The organism is Brachybacterium halotolerans (assembly GCF_016623465.1).
Lineage (GTDB): Bacteria > Actinomycetota > Actinomycetes > Actinomycetales > Dermabacteraceae > Brachybacterium > Brachybacterium halotolerans.
Map to the genome: position 1 here is coordinate 68,768 of NZ_JAEDAJ010000003.1, position 20,844 is coordinate 89,611.

Consider the following 20,844-nt stretch of genomic DNA (forward strand, 5'->3'; position numbering starts at 1 on the left):
CGGTCGCACCATGCACTTTTACCTGAAGCGGCGATTCTTTACGGACATGACCTGGGCCGACGCCGCCGGGAGCGCGCCACGTCACGTGCTGGGCCCCGGATCCTTGGCGCGACGACCAGACTTCGTTCCCTCAACATTCAGGTCACGCGCAGGTAACGGCGTGTCGTGTGAGCCACCCGGCATTCAAGGTCAAAGCTCTGCCAACTCTTCTTCACCGGCCTTGAGGCGCGCCCCTGCCCCGCCCGTACGTTGGCCGACGCAGATGCACCCCGGTTCGCTTGCAACCCCGGCGGTTCAGCAGCTGCTCCAGGACTTCCCCCTTATCGACGACTCTCGAAGGAGCCATCTCCCATGTCGACCCATGAGAGCACCTCGACGCTCAACGCATACCTCCGCCGCGGCGCCATCGCGATCGCCGGCGGCGCCCTCGTCGCCACCGGCATGATGGCGACCAGCACCACCGACGCCCACGCCGACCAGTGGGACACCGTCGCTCAGTGCGAGTCCGGCGGCAACTGGTCCACCAACACCGGCAACGGCTTCAAGGGCGGACTGCAGTTCACCGACTCCACCTGGAAGGCGTACGGCGGCACCGGCAGCCCGCAGAACGCCTCCAAGGCGCAGCAGAAGGCCGTCGCCGAGCGCGTGCTCGCCGGCCAGGGCAAGGGCGCATGGCCCGTCTGCGGCAAGGGCCTCTCCGGCTCGGGTGATTCCAACGCCTCCATCCCCAGCGGCGGCTCCTCGAGCTCGAGCCACGAGAGCTCCTCCTCGAACTCGTCGTCCTCGAACTCCTCGAGCTCCTCCAAGAGCACCAGCTCGAAGCAGTCCAGCAAGCCCCAGGGCGACTGGAGCTGCGACGGCGACGGCATCGCCAACAACTGCACCGAGAACGGCTTCACCAAGAAGACCGAGAAGAAGCAGAGCACCTCGCAGTCCACCTCCGGCACCAAGAAGTCCAGCGAGAAGCAGGGCGACTGGAGCTGCGACGGCGACGGCATCGCCGACAACTGCACCGAGAACGGCTTCACCAAGGAGACCGCGAAGAAGAGCACCTCGCAGTCCTCCTCCTCGAACTCCTCGGCCCCCGGCATCTCGGTGGCGGGCACCCTGGACGTCGACGGCAAGATGGGTCCGAAGACCGTCTCGGCCCTGCAGGACTGGCTGAACATCGACCAGACCGGCAAGATGGACGCCCAGACCGTCAAGGCCGTCCAGGCCTGGACCGGCAACACCCAGGACGGCGAGCTCGGCTCGGCGACCGTCAAGGGCATCGAGCACCAGGTCGGCGCCACCCAGAACGGCGGCGACCAGCTCGACTCGGGCAGCGTCAAGACCCTGCAGGCCTTCCTGAACCTGTACTGATCCGGACTCGGGAGTCCCTCCCGCACTCCGCGGATCCGAAGACCGCGGCGGCGAAGCACTCGTGCCTCGCCGCCGCGGTCTTCTGCGTTCCCCGCAGTCCCTGCGCCCCGCAGCAAGGGCGCCCCGCGCTCCCCGCACCAGCTCAGCATCCGCCCGGCGTCGATCCGCCGTCGGTCCCTCCCATCCGGGGCTGGGCGGGCACTGAACACTCCACGAACACGGCCCCAGGGTTCGACCTGTACCGTCGCCCGAGCCGTCCACCCCAGGAGGATCCATGACCACCATCAGGACCACCGCCCGACGCGCCCTCGGCGCCGTCTCCCTCACCGCCGTCCTCGCCCTCGCCGCCTGCGGCGGCGGGCAGGGGGCCGACCAGTCCGGCTCCGGGCAGCAGCAGGGCTCCCAGCAGTCCGCGAGCGACGGAGGCCAGCAGGGCCTGCAGTCCCAGCAGGGCGAGCAGGGCAAGCCCGACCTCTCCGGCGTCCCCGATCCCGTCGCCGAGGTCAACGGCACGAAGATCAGCAAGGACGAGTTCAGCAAGGCCTACGAGTCCCAGTACCAGCAGGCCGCCATGTCGCAGCAGTCCGGCGGGCAGGCGCCCGACGAGGACTCGCTCAAGAAGCAGGTCGCCGACCAGCTCGTGGACAACCAGCTGCTCACCCAGGCCGCCGACAAGGCCGGCATCAAGGCCGGGGACGACGACATCGAAAAGACTCTGGACACCATCGCCCAGCAGAACGGCATGAAGTCCGGCGACGAGGTCGTCAAGGCTCTCGAGCAGCAGGGCTCGAGCGAGAAGCAGGTCCGCCAGGACGCCGCCTCCCAGTTCGAGCTGACCGCGTACATCGACAAGAAGGCGAAGATCTCCGATCCCAGCGAGAAGGAGCTCAAGCAGCAGTACGCGCAGCTGAAGAAGCAGTACGAGCAGGCCGGCCAGGCCCAGAGCCAGTCCGGCGGCTCCTCCGGCGCGAGCGACAGCGGGGGCTCCACGCAGGTGCCCGCCTACAAGGACGTCAAGGACCAGCTCGCCCAGCAGGCGAAGACCCAGCAGGAGGGCGAAGCGGCCACGAAGATCGCCCAGGACCTGCGCAAGGACGCGGACGTGACCATCAACCTCTGAGGTCCATCCCGCAGGGCCGACCGCGGATGCTGCCGAGGGCCCCTCTCCTCACCCGGTCCCGACGCGCCGGCGGCGGGTGCTCACGAGCGCCCCCGCCGGCGCTCCCGCGTCCCGGTCACGACCCTCCGCAGGGACGACGCTCACGTGGTGCCGGGTACGGCGCCCCGGTTCGTCGCGCGCCCCACGGAGGGCGGCGCGGAGCAATGCACGGCAACAACGTGGCCGATCGCCGTGCGGCGTCCATCATCGACGGACCGGCGTGACGGGGCCCATCCCCGTCCTCCCCACGCCATATGCCGACGAAGCAGTGGGCGGCGCGCCTCGCAGCTCCTCTTCCCCTCTCGAGGACGAGACAAGGAGACGCGCATGAGCACCTTCCGGGCCGACGGCCGACGACCCCCCGGCGGGGACGGTCGAACTCAGCCCTCCCACCTGCACGCGTCTGTGCCCTCCCCGTGATTCCACCGCACACCGACCTCACCGCATCGACGCAAGGAGAGACATGACAGAGCAGTCAGAGCCGGAGCAGACCGCCCACGCCGAGAAGGTCGTCCGCCTGGGCGTGATCGGCCTGGGAGCGCAGGGCGGGACGTATGCGCGCTTCGTGTCCGACGGCAAGGTCGAGGGCATGACGCTCGGGGCGATCTGCGACGACGACCCCGCCAAGCGCGAGCGCGCCGCGACGGAGCACCCGGGGGTCCCGGTCTTCGACGACTACGTCTCGATGCTCGACGCGGGCGCCGTGGACGCCGTGGTCACCACGGTCCCCCACTACCTGCACCCCGAGATGACGATCACGGCGATCGAGCGAGGCGTGCATGCTCTCACCGAGAAGCCTGCGGGGGTGTACACGAAGCAGGTCCAGGAGATGAACGATGTCGCCGCCGCGCATCCCGAGACGACCTTCGCGATCATGTTCAACCAGCGCACGAATCCCGTGTACACGGACCTCAAGACCCTCATCGACTCCGGGGAGCTGGGACGGCTGCGACATACCTCGTGGATCATCACGACCTGGTGGCGCCCGCAGGCGTACTACGACCAGTCGGCCTGGCGGGCCACCTGGGGCGGTGAAGGAGGCGGCGTCCTGGTGAACCAGGCTCCCCACCAGCTCGACCTGTGGCAGTGGCTCTGCGGCATCCCGAAGTCCGTCTTCGCGAAGCTCGCCTTCGGCTTCCAGCGCGACATCGCCACCGAGGACGAGGTCAACGCGCTCGTCGACTTCGGCGACGGCGCCACCGGCCATTTCCTCACCTCCACCAATGACATCATCGGCACCGACCGCCTCGAGATGCTCTTCGACGCCGGGAAGATCGTCGTCGAGGGCTCGAAGAAGGTCACGATCACGCGGCTCACGCAGGACGAGCGCACGCTGAGCGACGGGATGAGCGCCGAGGACGTGCGCAGGCTCTTCCAGGGCCAGATCGACACCGGCTCGCTCTACACGACGGAGGTCAAGGACTACGAGTCCGTCTGGGGCAGTCAGCACATCCAGGTCCTCGCGAACTTCGCGGCCCACATCAACCACGGCACCCCGCTCATCGCCGACGGCGCCGAGGGGATCAACGGCGTGCGTCTCGCCTCGGGCATGCAGCTCTCGGCGTGGACCGGCCGTGAGATCGACCTCGCCGACTTCCCGTCCGACGAATACCTCCTCGAGCTCAACGCCCGCATCGCGGACGAAGGCGATTTCCCCGCACGCTCCTGACCCCTCGCCGGGGCGCCCGCGCCGTTCGCCGCGCCCCGGCCCGTCACCCGCCGTCCCCGCACGGCGCTCACCAGCCACCACCGGATGTCGAAGGAGAAGACCACCATGCCCGTCCTCGGACTGCAGCTGATGATGCTCAAGGACCAGATCAACGAGAAGGGGATGTACGAGGTGCTGCGCAGCGTGCGCGACCTCGACATCGACGCCGTCGAGGTGTCCCAGGTCGAGATGACCGACCAGCTCATCGACGACCTCGTGCGTGGCAAGGAGGACTTCGGCGTCGAGACCGCCGCCATGAGCGCCTCGATCGCGCCCGGCGGCAACGGCTTCGCCCTGGAGACCGAGTTCGACCGCGCGGTGGAGGCGTGCAGGCGCACGGGATCGCGCTTCCTGCGCATCGGCATGATGCCGTTCTCCGCGATGGTCTCGAAGCAGGCCTGCGAGGCGTGGGCAGCCGAGGTCGAGCCCTATGCGGCCCGCCTCGCGGAGCAGGGCGTGACGCTGTGCTACCACAACCACCACGTGGACCTCATCCAGTTCGACGGCGAGCGGATCTTCGACATCGTGCGCCGGGTCGCGCCGTCGCTGCTGTTCGAGGTGGATCTCCACTGGGTCCAGCGCGGCGGCATGGCCCCGCTGGACATGCTCGAGGCCTACGCGGGCGCCTGCAAGCTGATCCACGTCAAGGACTTCCGCATCGCGCCGCTGAGCAAGGACCTGTACGAGAAGTTCTCCACCAACAAGATCTCGATGAAGGAGTTCCAGGAGCACTTCCTCTCCCTCACGCAGTTCGCGGAGGTGGGGCGGGGCAATATGAACTGGCCCGATCTGCTGCCCGCCGCCGAGAGGGCGGGCGCCGAGTACTTCCTCATCGAGCAGGACGACACCTACGGCCGCGACCCGATCGACGCGATCCGCGACTCCCGCGAGTACCTGCGCTCGATCGGATACTGACTCCGGGATCATCCCGGGCCCGGCACCGCCGCATGGGACGGTGTCGGGCCCCCTCCGTATACTCTCCGACGTGACTGCGATCACGCCCCCGGGTGCACCCCCGGCCCGTGCCCTGGTGACGGCCACGAGCGACGACGAGCGCACGGCGGCCCGCTGGGCCTCCGTGCTCGAGCTGGCGCGCGGCCGCTCGGCGGAGCTCGGCGTCGAGGACCTCGCCGAGCAGGCCGGCTACAGTCCGTTCCACTTCTCGCGGCTGTTCACGACGCGCTACCGCGTCTCCCCCGGCCGCTACCTCACCGCGCTGCGGATCGACGCGGCCAAGCGCATGCTCCTGGCCGACGAGACGCTCCCCGTGGTCGACGTCGCCACGGAGGTCGGCTTCGACTCCCTCTCGAGCTTCTCCCGGCGCTTCCGGGCGGGCGTCGGCCTGCCGCCGGCATCCCTGCGGCGCCTGGCGGACCAGGTCGCCGGCCGTCCCGTGCGTCCTTTCGCGATCACGGGCGACGGCGCGGGCGCGATCGATGTCCGGCTCGTCCTGCCGGCGGGCTTCAGCCCGCGTGGGGATCCCTCGGTGTGGGTGGGCTGGTATCCGCATCCCGCGCCGATCGGGCTCCCGCGCGCCGGGATGCTGCTGCGGGGACGACTCGATGCGCGCCTGCCCCTCTGCGCGGGCGCGCCGTTCCTGCTCGGCTTCGCGGTGCCGGCGCACGCGAGCGTCGAGGAGCAGCTGGTGCCCGCGGCCCCCGTGGTCGCCGTGCATCCCGCCCCGCTCCTGGCGGCGGGCGCCGTCACCCTGCGGTTCGGCCCGCAGGACGGGTCGAGCCCGGTCCCACTGCTCTCGGCGCTGCCGTCGCTCCGCCGGTGACGAGGGGCTTCCGCGCACGATCGGACATACCGCGCACCGCGCGGACATCTAGCGTGGTGCCCCCACCGATCGCCCGAGCCGGGCTTTCGCGCAGGGCACGGTCGCGTTCCCTGCGACCTGGACGAAGGAGCAGACCATGACACGCAGCATCGGAAGCACCACCTGGCTCGACGTCAGCGTCCACGACGTCCCGGCCGCCATCGCGTTCTACTCCTGCCTGTTCGGCTGGGAGTTCGAGGACATGGGCGAGGACTTCAACCACTACCACCTGATCCGCAACGACGGCGCTCTCGTCGGCGGGCTCATGGACGTCACGGGCATGACCTGCCCGGCGGGCGACCCGCTGCCCGCGGCATGGAGCGTGTACCTCCTCGTCGACGACATCGACGCCCGCGCCCGCCGCGTCACCGAGAACGGCGGGATCATCGTCTCCGGCCCCCACCCCGTGGGCGACCAGGGCAGCATGGCCGTGGTCCTCGACTCGACGCAGGCGGGCGTCGGCCTCTGGCAGGCGGGCACGCTCGAGGGCTTCGACTTCACCGGCTCGCCGGGCTCGCCCGTCTGGTTCGAGCTGATGACGCACGACTTCGACGGCGCCTGCGCGTTCTACCGCAGCGTGGTCGACGCGGACCTCGTCCCGATGAGCGAGTCGATGGACGACGATGCCTTCCGGTACGTCACCAACGGCCCGGAGGGGAAGAACGGGTGGGGCATCTGCGACGCCACGGGCGTGATGCCGAAGGAGGCGACCGGCTGGCGGATCTACCTCGGCGTCGAAGCGGCCGACGCCGCGGTCGCCCGGGTGCAGGAGCTCGGCGGGAGCCTGCTCGACGGCCCCGTCGACTCCCCCTTCGGCCGCATCGCGACCGTGGCCGACCCGGACGGCGCGACCTTCCAGATCAGCGCGATGAGCGAGGCCGTCCCCGGGGGGGGGGTGAGAGCGGGGCGTGCCGCACGCCCGCACTCCACGTCAGGCCCGGCCCATCTCCTGGGCGAGGCGCTGGAGGCGGGCGATGCGCTGCTCCGTGGGCGGGTGGGTCGAGAACAGCTGGCCCATGCCTCCGCCGCGGAAGGGATTCGCGATCATCATGTGCGCGGCGTCCTGCAGCTCCTGCTCCTGTGGGAGCGGGTGCGCGGCGACGCCGCCGGAGATCTTCTGCAGCGCGGAGGCGAGGGCGAGCGGATCGCCGGTGAGCTCGGCGCCGTCGTGGTCCGCCGAGTACTCGCGCGTGCGGGAGATCGCGAGCTGGATGAGGGTCGCGGCGAGAGGCGCGAGGATCATCGCGAGCAGGGCGCCGATGATCCCGCCGCCGCCCTGGCGGTCGCGCCCGCCGCCGAACCACAGCGCCATCTGCGCGAGCGAGGTGATCACACCCGCGACGCCCGCGGCGACGGAGCTGGTGAGGATGTCGCGGTTGTACACGTGCATGAGCTCGTGGCCGAGCACACCGCGCAGCTCGCGCTCGTCGAGCAGCTGCAGGATGCCCTCGGTGCAGCACACGGCCGCGCGCTTCGGGCTGCGGCCGGTCGCGAAGGCGTTGGGCTGCTGGGTGGGCGAGATGTACAGGCGCGGCATGGGCTGCCCGGCCTGGTCCGCGAGGTCCCGCACGATGCGGTGGAGCCCGGGCGCCTCCTGCGCGGACACCGCGCGGGCGCGCATCGAGCGGATCGCGATGGTGTCGGAATTCCAGAAGCTGATGAACGTGCCGACCAGGCCGATGAGCGCGAAGATCCAGATGAAGTTCCCGCCCAGCATGTAGCCGACGGCGAGCAGGACGCCCCAGAGCACGCCGAACAGCAGCGCTGTCTTCACGATGTTCATGACGCTGCGTCCCACGGCTTCTCCTTCGTCGGCCTCGAGAGGTGTGCTGGCTGAGGTGCGTTCCCGCCCCGCCACACTATGGGCGTCCCCTGGAGGCGCGGCGGGGGTCTGCTGGAGGAACGCTCCACGCGGCCGCCGCGTTCCCCGTCCGTGCCGTGATGCGGGCGACATCACGCCCCGTAAGCTGGGGCGCGTCCGCGTGCCGCTCCCCGACCAGCGCTCCCTGGAGGCCCCATGCCCACCGCCGTGCTCGGCATCGATTCCTCGACCCAGGCGACCAAGGCCGTCCTCGTCGACGCGGAGAGCGGCGAGGTCCTCGCCGAGCAGCGCGCGCCCCATCCCGGAGGCACGGAGGTCGATCCCCGCGCCTGGATCGACGCCCTCGGGACGGCCTGCGAAGGGCTGCTCGAGCGGGCCGACGCCGTCTCCGTGGGCGGCCAGCAGCACGGCATGGTGCTCCTCGACGAGGCCGGCGAGGTGGTGCGCCCGGCGCTGCTGTGGAACGACACCCGCTCCGCCCCGCAGGCCGCCGCCCTGATCGAGGACATCGGGGGCGCCGCCGCGACCGTCGACCGCATCGGGTCCCTGCCCGTCGCCTCCCTCACCGCGACCAAGCTGCGCTGGATCGCCGAGAACGAGCCCGCGACCCTGGACCGGGCCGAGCGCGTGCTCCTGCCGCACGACTTCGTCTCCCGCCGTCTCTCCGCGGGAGGCGACGCCTTCTTCACCGACCGCGGGGACGCCTCCGGGACCGGCTACTACTCGACCCGCGAGGAGGGCTGGGACCATGAGCTCCTGCGCCTGGCGACCGGCGGGCGCGACCTCGCGCTCCCCGAGCTGCCGGCCGCGCCCCAGCAGGTCATGGCCCGCACCGCCTCCGGCGCAGCGATCGCCGCGGGCACCGGCGACAACATGGCCGCGGCCCTCGGGCTCTCGCTCGGCCCCGGCGACGTCTCGGTCTCGATCGGCACCTCCGGGGTGTGCGCGATGGTGAGCGACGCTCGACCCGCGGACGCCTCGGGCACCGTCACGGGCTTCGCCGATGCCACGGGCCGCTTCCTGCCGATGGCCACGACGATCAATGCGGCCCGCATCCTCGACTTCGCCCGCGAGCTGCTGCAGGTCGACTTCGCGGGGCTCGCGGATCTGGCGCTGGCCTCGGAGCCCGGAGCGGGCGGCGTCACCCTGCTGCCGTACTTCGACGGCGAGCGCACGCCCAACCGCCCGACGGCCCGCGCCACCCTCCAGGGCATGTCGACCGCTACCACGCGCGCGGACATCGCCCGCGCCGCGGTCGAGGGACTGCTGTGCTCCCTGGCCGACGGGATCTCGGCGCTCGAGGACCTCCTGGGCGATTCGCTGCCGGGCGGCCGGGCCCGCAGGATCGTGCTGATCGGCGGCGCCGCGCAGAACGAGGCGGTGCGCCGCCTCGCGCCGGCGGTCTTCGGCCGCGAGGTGACGATCGCCCCGGAGGGCGAGTACGTGGCGCTGGGCGCGGCCCGGCAGGCGGCGTGGGCGCTCACGGGCGACGAGGAGCCGCCGGCCTGGGAGATCGCCGGCGGCCGCACTCTCACGGCGGAGCCCACGCCCCAGGTCATGGACGCCTACCGGCAGCTCAAGGAGCGCACCTCCGAGTGGTCGTGACGGCGGCTCGTCCCCGGGATCTCCCACCGGGCGCGGGGGTGCGCCCATAGACTCCTCGCACCGTCCGTGCGATGAGTCGTCGAAGGAGACACCATGCCGTTCCGCAGCCCCCGCCCCGACGTCGAGATCCCCGATCTGACGCTGTACGACCTGCTGTTCACCTCCCTCTCCCCGGAGGACCTCGAGAAGGTCGCCGTCGTCGACGGCGCCTCGGGGGCCGAGACCACCTACGCCGCCCTGCGGGACCAGGTCGATGCGATCGCCGGCGCGCTCGCGGCGCGCGGCGTCGGCGTCGGGGACGTGGTGGCCCTGCACTCGCCGAACTCCCCCGCCTTCGTCGCCGTCTTCCACGGGATCCTGCGCGCCGGCGCCACGGCGACCACGGTGAACGCCCTGGCCACGGGACATGAGGTCGCCGCCCAGCTCGAGGACTCGGGGGCGAGGACGCTGCTGACCGTCTCCCCGCTGCTGTCCGCCGCGACGGAGGGCGCCGCCGCGGCGGGCATCGCCTCCGAGCGGGTGATCGTGCTCGACGGCGCCGAGGGCCATGAGAGTCTCGCCGACCTGCTCGCCTGCGGCGCCCCCGCCCCCGAGGTGTCCGTGGACCCGTCGACGCATCTCGCGGTGCTCCCCTATTCCTCGGGCACGACGGGACGTCCCAAGGGCGTGATGCTCACCCACCGCAACCTCGTCGCCAACGTCGCGCAGTCGGCCGATCTCGTGGGGGTCGGGCCCGAGGACCGCGTCCTGGCCGTGCTGCCCTTCTTCCACATCTACGGGATGACGGTGCTCCTGGACCTCGCCCTCCTGCAGCGCGCGACCCTGGTGACGATGCCGCGGTTCGACCTGCCGGAGTTCCTGCGGATCGTGCAGGACCAGCGCTGCACGTTCGTGTTCATCGCCCCGCCGATCGCGGTGGCCCTGGCCAAGCATCCGCTCGTCGACGAATTCGACCTCTCGGCCGTCACCACGGTGTTCTCCGGCGCCGCGCCGCTGGACGGGGAGGTCGGCGGCGCCGTCGCCCGCCGCCTGGGCTGCTCGGTGCGCCAGGGGTACGGGATGACCGAGATGAGCCCCGTCTCGCAGCTGATCCCCGCCGGGAGGGACGACCTGCCGCTCAGCAGCGTCGGGATCACCGTCCCGAACATGGAGTGCATGCTGCAGGACCCGGCCACGCGCGAGGAGATCCCGGTGCCCGCCACCGGCGTGAGCGAGCCCGGGGAGCTGTGCTGCAAGGGGCCCAACGTCATGGTCGGCTACCTCAACAACGAGCAGGCCACGTCGCTGACGATCGACGAGGACGGCTGGCTGCACACCGGCGACATCGCGACCGTGAGCGCGGAGGGCGTGGTCTCCCTCATCGACCGCCTCAAGGAGCTCATCAAGTACAAGGGCTACCAGGTCGCGCCGGCCGAGCTCGAGGCGACCCTGCTCGCCCACCCGCAGATCGCCGACGCCGCCGTCGTCGGCGGCCGGGACGAGGCCGGCGAGGAGATCCCCAAGGCCTTCGTCGTCCTCCAGGAGGGCGCCGAGCTCACGGAACAGGACGTCATGGACTTCGTCGCGGGCCGCGTCGCGCCCTACAAGAAGGTCCGGCAGGTCGTGATGATCGATGCGATCCCGAAGTCCTCGAGCGGCAAGATCCTCCGCCGGAACCTGCGGGGCGCCTGAGCAGCGGTGCGGGCCCGAGGGGCCCACGGGGCCGCACCGCAGCCCGCTCTCACTCGACGAGCCTGCCCTCCGAGGAGTCGTCGGCCGGAGCCTCGACCAGATCGCGCAGATCCTCGGGCACCTCGGGCAGCGGCTCGAACACCACCCCGCTGTCGGGGCTCCACACCATGTTCCCGCGCAGCTGCGGATCCTGCTCCGGGAAGTCCGCACGGTTGTGGCAGCCGCGGGTCTCGCGCCTCTCGATCGCGGACTCAAGCGTGGCGCGGGCGGCGAGCAGGGAGCCGAGCAGGTCGAAGGCGTGGGCGAGGTCGTCGAAGCCCGCGATGTCGGGGTGCGCGGTGACCCCGAGGGCCCGCGTCTCGAGCTCCTGGATCCGCTCGAGGCCCTCGCGCAGCCCGTCCTCGGTGCGCACCACGCCCGCATGGGCGCTCATCACGTCGCGCACCTCGCGCTGCAGGCGCCGCGGGACCTCGATGCCGTCGCCGGTGAGGAAGGCGCGGATCTCCTCGTGGGCGATCTCGACGGCCCGCGGATCGCGCTCGATGCGCGTGCGCGCCCGGGCGTACCGGGCGGCCTCGGCGCCGGTGATCCTCCCGTAGACGAGCAGCTCGATGAGGGAGTTCCCACCCAGGCGGTTCGCGCCGTGCAGCCCCGAGGAGGCCTCCCCGATCGCGTACAGCCCGTCGACCCCGGTGCCGTGGTCCTCGGGGCGCACCCAGACCCCACCCATCGAGTAGTGGGCGGTGGGCGCGACCTCGATGGGTGTGGTGGTGATATCGAGCATCTGCAGGTCGATGAGGGTCCGGTAGACGCGCGGGAGCCGCTCGAGGATCTGCTCGCGCGGCAGGTGCGAGACGTCCAGGAGCACGCCGCCGTTCTCCGTGCCCCGGCCCTCGGCGATCTCGGTGAAGTTCGCGAGCGCGACCCGGTCGCGGGTGGAGAGCTCCTTCCGCGCCGGATCGTAGCGCTCCATGAAGCGCTCGCCGCGCACGTTGCGCAGCACACCGCCCTCGCCGCGCGCCGCCTCGGAGACGAGGGTGCCCGCGGCGTCCTCGGGGGACAGCAGCCCGGAGGGATGGAACTGGACCAGCTCGGCGTCGCGGATGCGGGCGCCGGCGAGCGCGGCGAGGCGGAAGGAGTCGCCCGTGTTCTCGTCGCGGCGCGAGGAGGTGTACCGCCAGATCCGGGTGTGGCCGCCGGCGGCGAGGATCACGGCGTCGGCGTCGATCTGCACCTCCTGGCCGGTGACGATGTCGAAGCCGTAGGCGCCGAACACGGCGCCGTCCGCGACCAGCAGGCGGGTGATGTAGACGGTGTCGATGATCGGCACGTCGAGCTCGCGTGCGCGGCGCATGAGGGTGCGCTGGATCTCGAGGCCCGTGTAGTCGCCGGCGTAGCAGGTGCGGCGATAGGTGTGGGCGCCGAAGAAGCGCTGGGAGAGCCGGCCGTCGGCCTCGCGGGCGAAGGGCATGCCCCAGCGCTCGAGGTCCTCGATGCCGCGGGCGGCGCTGCGGGTGATGGTCTCGACGATCTCGGGGTCGGCGAGGAAGTAGGACTCGCGCAGGGTGTCGGCGGCGTGCTGGCGCCAGGAGTCCTCGGGGTCCATGGTGCCCAGTGCCGCGTTGATGCCGCCGGCGGCGAGCGTCGTGTGCGCGTCGTGGGTGCGCCGCTTGCCGACGGCGAGGACCTCGACCCCGCGCTCGGCGAGCTCGATGGAGGCGCGCAGTCCGGCGCCGCCGGTGCCGATCACGAGGACCGAGGTCGAGAGCAGTCGGGTGGGAGGTGCCGTGGGGTTCGCGCTCTGCGCCTGGTCTTCGGGGGTGGTCGCGTCATCGCTCATGCGGCCGACGCTACGGACGCAGATTCCATAGCGCTAATGCAACCCTGGCCTGTCTTCGATACGTGAGTCGCATATAACGTGGGCACCATGAGGATCGATCACCTGCAGGCCTTCGATGCCGCCGCGCGGCAGGGCACCTTCACGCGCGCTGCCGAGGAGCTCTTCCTCACCCAGCCCTCGTTCTCCCGGAAGATCGCGGGTCTCGAGGCGGAGCTCGGGGCGGCGCTCTTCGACCGCGGCCGCGGCGGGGCCGCGCTCACGGCGGCGGGCGAGGCGCTGCTGCCGATCGCCCGCCGGATCCTGGCCGACGAGCGCTCCGCCCGTCGGACCCTCGACGAGCTCGCCGGCCTGCGCCGCGGGCTCGTGCGGATCGGCGCCCCGCCCACGCTGTGCGTCTCGCTCGTGGCGGACGTGCTCGCCGCCTTCCACGCGCGCCATCCCGAGATCGAGCTGCACGTGCTCGAGGCCGGCGCGCACACCCTCACCGAGGCCCTCGAGGCGGGCGACCTCGATCTCGCCCTCACCGTGACCCGCGAGGACCGCCCGGGGGCCGACGGGGCCCGGCTCGTGGCCGACGAGGCGCGGCTGGTCCCGCTGCTGCGCGAGGAGCTCGTGGTGGTCGCGACCGCGCAGCGCCCGCACGACGGGACGACGCTGCCGGACGAGGTCACCCTCGCCGAGCTCGCCGCGCTCCCCCAGGTCGCCTTCAACCGCTCCTACGAGCTGCGGGCCTCGACCGACGCGGCCTTCGCCGCCCACGGCCTCACCCCGCGGATCGCCGTCGAGGGCGCGGAGATGGACGCCGTGCTGCGCTTCGTCGAGCGCGGGATCGGTGTCGCCGTCGTGCCCGCGATGGTCGTGCGCGGGCGCGCGGGCCTGCGCTCGGCCCGACTGGTCCTCCCGGCGCTCGAGCGGACGGTCAACCTCGCGCTGCGTCGTGACGCGCAGGCGAGCGCGGCGGCCGCGGCGATGCACGAGATGGTGCTCGCGAGCGTTCCCGCGATGGCGGGGTCCGGGGTCGTGCCGCTGCTGCCCTGACGGCCCCGCTGGCCCGTCGTCCCGTCGGTCGTCGGCCGTCGGCCCGTCGACGCGTCGGGGACGGCGTCTCGCCTGCTTCTCGCGGCGCGAGAACACGCGTTGCCGGTCGGTCCGCGCGCTTGGTCTGCTGAGAGCGTGACCTGAGTCGCAGGCCACGAGGAGCCCGCCCGTCGACCGGCCGATCACGCCGCACCCGACTCCCGGACTCCGACCCCGAGAACGACTCGATGAGGAGACGCCATGAGCAGCACCAGATCCCAGGAACTCTCGACCGTGGAGAAGGCCCGTGCGAAGGCACCTGACGCGCAGAAGGTGGCCGTCGTGACCGGCTCGGCCCGCGGCATCGGCGAGGGCATCGCGAAGCGCCTCGGTCGCGACGGCCTGCACGTCGTCGTCGCCGACCTGCCGAGCATGCAGGAGGGCATCGACGCGACCGTCGCCGCGATCACCGAGGCCGGCGGCACGGCGACCGGCACCACCGTGGACGTCTCCGACGAGGACTCGGTGGCCGCGCTCGTGCAGACCGCGGTCTCCGCCGGCGGACACCTCGACGTGTTCGTCGCCAACGCCGGCATCGCGCAGGTCAAGGAGCTCCTGGACTACGACGCCGCGGACTTCCAGAAGATCCTCGACGTGAACATCACGGGCGTCTTCAACTCGTACCGCCAGGCCGCGAAGCAGATGGTCGCCCAGGGCCACGGCGGCAAGATCATCGGCGCCGCCTCGATCGTGGCCTTCCGCCCGTTCGCGTTCCTCGGCCCCTACTCGCTGACCAAGTGGGCCGTGCGCGGCCTCACCCAGGCGGCGGCCATGGAGTGGGCCGAGCACGGCATCACCGTGAACGCCTACGGCCCCGGCATCGTGGGCACCGCCATGTGGGACCTCATCGACGAGAAGCTCGCGGCGAAGAACGGACAGCAGCGCGGCGAGGCGCTCGCGGAGAACGCGAAGTCCATCCACCTGGGCCGCGTTTCGGAGCCCGACGACATCGCGCGCCTGGTCTCCTACCTCTCCGGCGAGGACTCGGACTACGTCACCGGCCAGACGATCCTGGTCGACGGCGGCATCCAGTTCAGCTGAGCACGCCTTCTCCAGGGGCGCAGGCCCCTCCTTGACCCTGTGGTGACCACATGGTCTGGGGTGAGGGGACCGAGCCGGAAACCGGCCCCCTCACCCCAGGAGGAAGCACCATGCGGTCCCTGCACACCCCCTTCGTCCCCGTCCTCGACATCATCCGGGAGCACCGGCGCGCCTACCTGCTGCTGAATCTCCTGGCCTACGGCCTCGTGCTCGCCGGCATGGCGGCCGGCGCACTCTTCCCCGGGCTGAACGCCGCGAGCCTGGCCGACATGGACTCCAACGGATCGACGGCCCTCGCGAGCTCGCTGATGACCACTCCCCTGCTGTTCGCCCTGGTCATCTTCGCGATCAACGTGGGGACGGTGGTCGTCGCCTCGATCTCCGTGCCCTCCCTCATCGTGCCCTTCGCGGGCATCGCGATATTCGCCGTGCGCGCGCTGACCATCGGCACCTCCCTCGCCCCCGTCGACCCCACCGTGCGCACGACTCTCGTCCCGCACTCGCTGACACTGCTCCTCGAGGTGCAGGCCTATGTGCTGGTCATGCTGGGGGCCTTCGTGCTGGGCAGGGCATGGCTGCGCCCCGCGAGCGTCGGGGCCGAGCGCCGGCGCGACGGCTACCTGCGCGGGCTGCGCACCCTCGGCGTGCTCCTGCTCCCGGCGCTCGTCCTGCTCGTGATCGGCGCCCTCTACGAGGCGTTCTCGCTCGCCTACCTGGTCCCGCTGATGCTGGGCCGGTGACCTCGGCGCGGACGAGCGGCCACGGGGAACGGAGAGCAAGCCGAGCGACGGGCCCGCGTTCCGGGATTCCTCCCGGGGCGCGGGCCCGCCGCTCGCTCTGGTCAGAGTCTCACGTCGACCGTTCTCATCGGCAACGCGGCCCGGTGGCCACGTGCCCACGCGGCCAGGTGGCCGCGCGGCCTCACCCTCAGACCTCGCCCTTCTTCAGGGCGTCGGCGAGGTACTCGGCCTGGCGGATCGCGAGCGCGACGATCGTGAGCGTCGGGTTCGCCGCCGCGCCGCTCGTGAACTGCGAGCCGTCGGAGATGAACAGGTTCGGCACGTCGTGCGCCCTGCCCCACTTGTCCACGACGCCGTCCTCGGGGCGCTCGCTCATGCGGCAGGTGCCCAGGTTGTGCGTCGAGGGATAGGGCGGGGTGCGGTGGCTGGAGACCGCGCCCACCGCGTCGTAGAGCTTCTGCGACGTGGAGTACGCGTGCTCGCGCATGGCCAGGTCGTTGGCGTGGTCGTCGTAGTGGACGTCCGCGACCGGCAGGCCGTGCTGATCGGTGACCGTCGAGTTCAGCGTGATCGCGTTGGACTCCTGGGGCATGTCCTCGCCCACGATCCAGCAGCCGGCCGTGTTCTCGTACCCGTCCAGCAGCGCGGTGAACTCCGGCCCCCAGGCGCCCGGCTCCACGAAGCTCGCCATGAAGGCGGGACCCAGGGAGATGGTCTCGATGTAGTAGCCGCCCGCGAAGCCGCGGGCAGGGTTGTGCACCGACTGGTCGGCGATGAGCCCGGCCATGGTCTCCCCGCGGTACATGTGCACGGGTTTGTCGAACTGCGCGTACACGCTGCCGGTGAGGTGGCGCATGTAATTGCGGCCCACCTGCCCGGAGGAGTTCGCGAGTCCGTCGGGGAACATCGAGGACGAGCTCATGTGCAGCAGGCGCGGGGTCTCGATCGAGTTGCCCGCCACGCACACCACGGAGGCGCACTGGCGGTGCAGCTTGCCCTCGGAGTCGAGGTAGAGCACCGCGTCCACGCGTCCGCTGCGGTCGTGGAGGATCTGCGCGACGTGCGAGTCGGGCCGCAGGTCGAGCTTCCCGGTCTCCAGCGCCCGCGGGATCTCCCGCACCATCGTCGACCACTTCGAGCGGTTCTTGTCGCCCTGGAAGTTGAAGCCGTCCTGGATGGAGGCAGGACGGCCGTCGTAGGGCTCGGCGTTGGTGCCGTAGGGGCCGGTCGCGTAGTGCTTCATGCCGAGCTTCTCGGCTCCGGCCGCGAGCACCTTGTAGTTGTTGTTCGCGGGCAGGGCCTTGCGTCCGCCGCGGTGGGTGGAGCCGATCGCGTCCTCGGCCCGTGTGTAGTACGGCTCGAGCTCCTCGAGGGTGATCGGCCAGTCCAGCAGGTTCGCGCCGTCGATGCGGCCGTAGGTGCTGCGGGGCGAGAACTCGTGCGCCTTGAAGCGAGGGGTCGCGCCCGACCAGTGGGTGGTGGTGCCGCCGACGGCCTTGACGATCCAGGCGGGGAGGTTCGGGAAGTCCGTCGCCACCCGCCAGGAGCCCGAGGTGGTCCGGGTGTCGGTCCAGGCCATCTGGTTGAAGGCCTCCCACTCGAGGTTCATGTAGTCCTCGTTGCGCAGGTAGGGGCCGGCCTCCAGGAGCACGCACTCGATGCCCTGCTTGGTGAGCTCGTAGGCGAGGGTGCCGCCGCCGGCGCCGGAGCCGACGATGACGACGGGCTTCGCGTCGTGGTCGATGCTGGTCATCAGTTCTTCCTCCCGGATCCCACGCGCGTCGAGCGCGCCTTGCTCTGTCCTGCGGGGACGGCCGCGCCGCGCGTGCTGCGGGTGGACGCCGCCGTCGGCAGGTCGGAGACGACCTCCTGCAGGGGCTCGCCGTCGTACTCCTCGATGCGCGGGTCGGGCAGCCAGTCGAGGTCGTCGAAGCCGCGGTCGATGTACCCGCCCTTCTCGAACGAGGGCCCCTCGTAGCCGACGGCCTCCCAGAGCTCCTCGTCCTCGTAGAGGTTCACGACGACCGTCTGGCGGATGAAGCCGAAGAACGTCGTGTGCTGGATGCGCAGCAGGATCAGGTATGCCTGCTCCTGGGGCAGCTCGTGGAAGCGCCCGTCGGCGAGGCCCTGCAGGGAGTCCAGGCCCTGGGCGACCTTCGCTCGCAGCCAGGCGCTCTCCTCGGCCTGGGAGAGGACCGTGTCGGCGACCCGTTCGTACGCCGAGTCGGGAACCGTCTTCTGGTGGGGGAAGGCGGCCTTGATGAGGGCCACGAGCGTGCGATGGGCCTCCGCGGTCCCCTCGACGTCGTTGACCGCTTCGCCGCAGTCCGATGTGCTCATGACGTGTCCTTCCTCCGGCGTCGTCGCCGGTGATCGTCGGTGATCCGAGACACACACTAGGAAGACGGCATGACCCCGGGCCACGGGCGTTCTCGTCGGGCGAGAACGGGGGCCGACGGGCGAGTGCGTCGGGCCCCGATCCCCGGGTGCGGACGGCGGGGACCCGCCCTCAGCCCTGGTGACCGCCCAGGCGGTAGGCGCGGCCCGCACGCGAGGCGCAGGCGCGCACGCGGTCCTCGATGTGGCGCGTGCGGCCCTCGTAGGCGCGGACCGGCGCGGAGACGGCGACGGTGCCGATGAGCATGCCGTCGTCGGCCTTGAAGGACGCGGCCAGGCAGTCGGTGCCGCTCTGGAACTCCTGGTGCTCCCAGGCCACGCCGCGTTCGGAGATCTCGTCGAGCTGTCGGCGCAGGACCACGGGATCGGTGAGGGTGCGATCGGTGTGCGCGAGGAGGGTGCGGCCGGCGAGGTAGTCGTCGCGCTCCTCGATGCTGAGGGCCGCGAGCCCCACCTTGCCGAAGGCCGTCGCGTGGGGGCTCTCGTGGAATCCGAAGCCCATGGGGCTCAGGCGCGGGGCCTGCGGGGAATCGGCCACGAACACCACCACGAAGTCTGTGCCGCGGTGGATGGCGAGGTACGAGGCCATCCCGAGGTCGCGGTGCATCGCGCAGACCTCGTTGCGCACGGCGCGCGGGATCCCGAGGTCCTCGTGGAGGCCGACGGCGAGGCGGTGCAGCTGGTAGCCGAGCGCGAAGCGCTTCTCGTCCTTCAGGTGCACCAGGTAGCCGGCGCGGATGAGCTCCTGGGCGAGGCGGTACACGGTGGGCAGGGGGATGCCCGTGGCATCCGCGATCGCGCGTGCCGTGCTGCTGCCGCCGGCCGCCACGGCCTCGAGCACGGCGAACGCGCGGGGGATCTGACCTGCGGGAGCGTCCTCGTGGGGGTCCAGCGAGACGTCCTCGCCCACTCGCTCCGGAGCGTCGCTCCGACCTTCCGGGGCCTCGTCGCCCCGCTTCGGGTTGAACACCGTCGTCACCCGCTCATCCTCTCAGGTCCGCTCGCCACTGTCATACCGGGAGCGTGGACCCCGCCCCCGAGCCGTGATCCCCGAGAGCTGCGTCCTGAGCGCTCGCCGGAGCTCGCCCCGCAGGGGCCGGGAGAGCGTGAACGCGCCGGATCCACGATGCTCACGACGGGCGACCCGTGCGGTCACGACGGGTCGCGTCACGTCACATCGGTCGGACTCTTCTCGAATGTCGCCGTCTCGGGTTATCTTCCTGCCATCGAGGGTCGGAGGGAGCCCTGGATGCCGCGTCCGCTGGTGGGCGCCGCACGACATCCTCCTTCGCAGTTTTTCCTGCCCCACCTGCATCACCCCCCTTTTCCTGCTGCCCTTTTCCCTGGGAGGTCCTGTGTCCAGAATCCAGCGACTGATGGCGCCGGTGGTCGCCGTCCTGATCGCACTTCTCGCGTCCGTCGCCCTCGCCCCCGCGGCGAGCGCGAGCACGCACCCGATCGACATCACCAGCTACAAGGTCTCCGATCAGGTGATCACCTCTGGCTACTCCTGCCGGAAGATCACGATCTCCATGAACACGAAGAAGCAGAAGGACTTCAAGGAGTCCTGGATCGACGTCGACATCACGCGCGGGCGCGACCTGGTCGATTGGGCGTCGTCCACCAACGGCAAGACGCTCAGTCGTCCGCAGATCTGCCCGTGGCTCGATGGCCTGGGCAAGTACACAGTGGGCCCGGCCGACGTCGACGCGGGATACACCAAGCGCGACACGTGGGGCACGTACACCGACTACAGGTACTACACCGACCACACCAAGAAGTCCTTCTACGTGCGGGCGAAGTCGAAGGCCTCGCTCAGCTCCAGCCGCAAGGGCCGCACCGTGACCCTCTCGGCCAAGGCCACGAGCCTCAACCTCGACTGGGACGAGTACCGCGCCTACAACCCCGCGAGCGCGAAGCTGCAGGTGAAGTCCGGTAAGACCTGGAAGACGGTGAAGAGGGTCAAGCTCTCGAAGGGGAAGGCGACCGTGAAGGTCACCTCGAGCGCCAAGAAGCAGTACCGCTTCACCTACCCCAAGACGGCCACCCGCACCGGGGCGACCTCAGGCACCGTCAAGCGCTGAGCGGTCGGCGGCGTCGGACCCGTCGGAGCAGACCGCTGCTCGGCAGGACCCCGCCCTCAGCCTCCCGACGGGGAACCGCGCTTCTCGCCCTGCAAGAAGCGCGGTTCCCCGTCGGCCGATCGGGCATCATGCTGGGACGCGAGCGGACCGTCCCCGGCCCGCACCCGATCGAGCGGAAGGACCGTCATGATCCTCATCAACGTCAAGTTCCCGGTGAAGCCCGAGTTCGCCGATCAGTGGCCCGAGATCGCGAGCGAGTTCACCGAGGCCACCCTCGCCGAGGAGGGCAACAAGTGGTTCGAGTGGTCCCGCAGCGTGAAGGATCCGAACACCTACGTGCTCATCGAGGCCTTCACCGACGAGGGCGCGGGACCGCACGTGAACTCCCCGCACTTCAAGAAGATGCAGGGCGATTTCCCGCAGTACCTCAGCGCGACCCCGCAGATCGTCTCCCAGCAGGTCGACGTGGAGGACTGGGGCCCGATGGGCGAGCTGCAGGTCGACTGATCGAGCCCTGTG

At 71.0% G+C, this 20,844-nt stretch carries 17 protein-coding genes and 1 pseudogene; 13 read left to right on the forward strand and 5 right to left on the reverse strand.

Going from position 1 to position 20,844, the window contains the following annotated elements; all coding sequences use genetic code 11:
- The first annotated feature begins 351 nt into the window (after window positions 1-351).
- The 6 genes and pseudogenes from I8D64_RS17570 to I8D64_RS17765 all read left to right on the forward strand — a co-directional run.
- On the forward strand, window positions 352-1,362 hold the full coding sequence (locus I8D64_RS17570) for a transglycosylase family protein (protein WP_200501769.1): 1,011 nt from the start codon (window positions 352-354) through the stop codon (window positions 1,360-1,362).
- A 274-nt stretch (window positions 1,363-1,636) separates the two neighbouring features.
- Entirely contained in the window at window positions 1,637-2,482 is an 846-nt protein-coding gene (locus I8D64_RS06750) for a SurA N-terminal domain-containing protein (protein WP_200501770.1), read from the forward strand.
- A gap of 502 nt (window positions 2,483-2,984) precedes the next feature.
- Entirely contained in the window at window positions 2,985-4,190 is a 1,206-nt protein-coding gene (locus I8D64_RS06755; protein ID WP_200501771.1) for a Gfo/Idh/MocA family protein, read from the forward strand.
- Between the two features lie 105 nt (window positions 4,191-4,295).
- A complete protein-coding gene (locus I8D64_RS06760) occupies window positions 4,296-5,144 on the forward strand; it encodes a sugar phosphate isomerase/epimerase family protein (protein WP_200501772.1) in 849 nt (282 codons plus the stop codon).
- A gap of 70 nt (window positions 5,145-5,214) precedes the next feature.
- Window positions 5,215-6,009 carry a helix-turn-helix transcriptional regulator gene (locus I8D64_RS06765; RefSeq protein WP_343068466.1) on the forward strand — a complete coding sequence of 265 codons (795 nt, stop codon included), beginning with the start codon at window positions 5,215-5,217 and terminating at the stop codon, window positions 6,007-6,009.
- 136 nt (window positions 6,010-6,145) lie between these two features.
- Window positions 6,146-6,898, forward strand: a pseudogene (locus I8D64_RS17765) (VOC family protein); the annotation flags it as partial.
- Window positions 6,899-6,979: 81 nt separating this feature from the next.
- Here I8D64_RS17765 and htpX read toward each other — a convergent pair.
- Complete coding sequence (gene htpX, locus I8D64_RS06775; protein WP_425490279.1) at window positions 6,980-7,846, reverse strand: zinc metalloprotease HtpX; 867 nt, start codon at window positions 7,844-7,846, stop codon at window positions 6,980-6,982.
- Between the two features lie 219 nt (window positions 7,847-8,065).
- On the opposite strand from htpX, the gene xylB reads away from it, so the two are divergent.
- Together xylB and I8D64_RS06785 are read left to right on the forward strand one after the other, a co-directional pair.
- Complete coding sequence (gene xylB / locus I8D64_RS06780; protein ID WP_200501773.1) at window positions 8,066-9,475, forward strand: xylulokinase; 1,410 nt, start codon at window positions 8,066-8,068, stop codon at window positions 9,473-9,475.
- Between the two features lie 93 nt (window positions 9,476-9,568).
- Entirely contained in the window at window positions 9,569-11,146 is a 1,578-nt protein-coding gene (locus I8D64_RS06785; protein ID WP_200501774.1) for an AMP-binding protein, read from the forward strand.
- 49 nt (window positions 11,147-11,195) lie between these two features.
- Here the strand turns inward: I8D64_RS06785 and I8D64_RS06790 are convergent, their stop codons facing one another.
- Window positions 11,196-12,986, reverse strand: coding sequence for an L-aspartate oxidase (locus I8D64_RS06790; protein ID WP_200501775.1), 1,791 nt, complete (start codon window positions 12,984-12,986; stop codon window positions 11,196-11,198).
- Window positions 12,987-13,073: 87 nt separating this feature from the next.
- Between I8D64_RS06790 and I8D64_RS06795 the strand changes: the two genes are divergently transcribed.
- The 3 genes from I8D64_RS06795 (at window position 13,074) to I8D64_RS06805 (ending at window position 15,844) form a co-directional block, all read left to right on the forward strand.
- Complete coding sequence (locus I8D64_RS06795) at window positions 13,074-14,024, forward strand: LysR family transcriptional regulator (protein ID WP_200501776.1); 951 nt, start codon at window positions 13,074-13,076, stop codon at window positions 14,022-14,024.
- Window positions 14,025-14,264: 240 nt separating this feature from the next.
- On the forward strand, window positions 14,265-15,104 hold the full coding sequence (locus tag I8D64_RS06800) for an SDR family oxidoreductase (protein ID WP_200501777.1): 840 nt from the start codon (window positions 14,265-14,267) through the stop codon (window positions 15,102-15,104).
- Between the two features lie 110 nt (window positions 15,105-15,214).
- On the forward strand, window positions 15,215-15,844 hold the full coding sequence (locus I8D64_RS06805; protein ID WP_200501778.1) for a stage II sporulation protein M: 630 nt from the start codon (window positions 15,215-15,217) through the stop codon (window positions 15,842-15,844).
- Between the two features lie 187 nt (window positions 15,845-16,031).
- Here the strand turns inward: I8D64_RS06805 and I8D64_RS06810 are convergent, their stop codons facing one another.
- The 3 genes from I8D64_RS06810 to I8D64_RS06820 all read right to left on the reverse strand — a co-directional run bounded on the left by I8D64_RS06810 (window position 16,032) and on the right by I8D64_RS06820 (window position 19,220).
- On the reverse strand, window positions 16,032-17,597 hold the full coding sequence (locus tag I8D64_RS06810; protein ID WP_200501779.1) for a GMC family oxidoreductase: 1,566 nt from the start codon (window positions 17,595-17,597) through the stop codon (window positions 16,032-16,034).
- Window positions 17,597-18,184 (reverse strand): hypothetical protein, encoded by a 588-nt coding sequence (locus I8D64_RS06815; RefSeq protein ID WP_152351889.1) that lies wholly within the window; start codon window positions 18,182-18,184, stop codon window positions 17,597-17,599. Before I8D64_RS06815 ends, I8D64_RS06810 begins: the two co-directional genes overlap by 1 nt.
- Window positions 18,185-18,353: 169 nt before the next feature.
- Window positions 18,354-19,220, reverse strand: a complete 867-nt coding sequence (locus tag I8D64_RS06820) for an IclR family transcriptional regulator (protein ID WP_343068467.1) — start codon at window positions 19,218-19,220, stop codon at window positions 18,354-18,356.
- A gap of 376 nt (window positions 19,221-19,596) precedes the next feature.
- Here I8D64_RS06820 and I8D64_RS06825 point away from each other — a divergent pair, with 376 nt between their 5' ends.
- Both I8D64_RS06825 and I8D64_RS06830 read left to right on the forward strand, forming a co-directional pair.
- On the forward strand, window positions 19,597-20,325 hold the full coding sequence (locus tag I8D64_RS06825; protein ID WP_200501780.1) for a hypothetical protein: 729 nt from the start codon (window positions 19,597-19,599) through the stop codon (window positions 20,323-20,325).
- Window positions 20,326-20,511: 186 nt separating this feature from the next.
- Window positions 20,512-20,832 carry a putative quinol monooxygenase gene (locus tag I8D64_RS06830; RefSeq protein WP_152351887.1) on the forward strand — a complete coding sequence of 107 codons (321 nt, stop codon included), beginning with the start codon at window positions 20,512-20,514 and terminating at the stop codon, window positions 20,830-20,832.
- The last annotated feature ends 12 nt before the right edge of the window (window positions 20,833-20,844 follow it).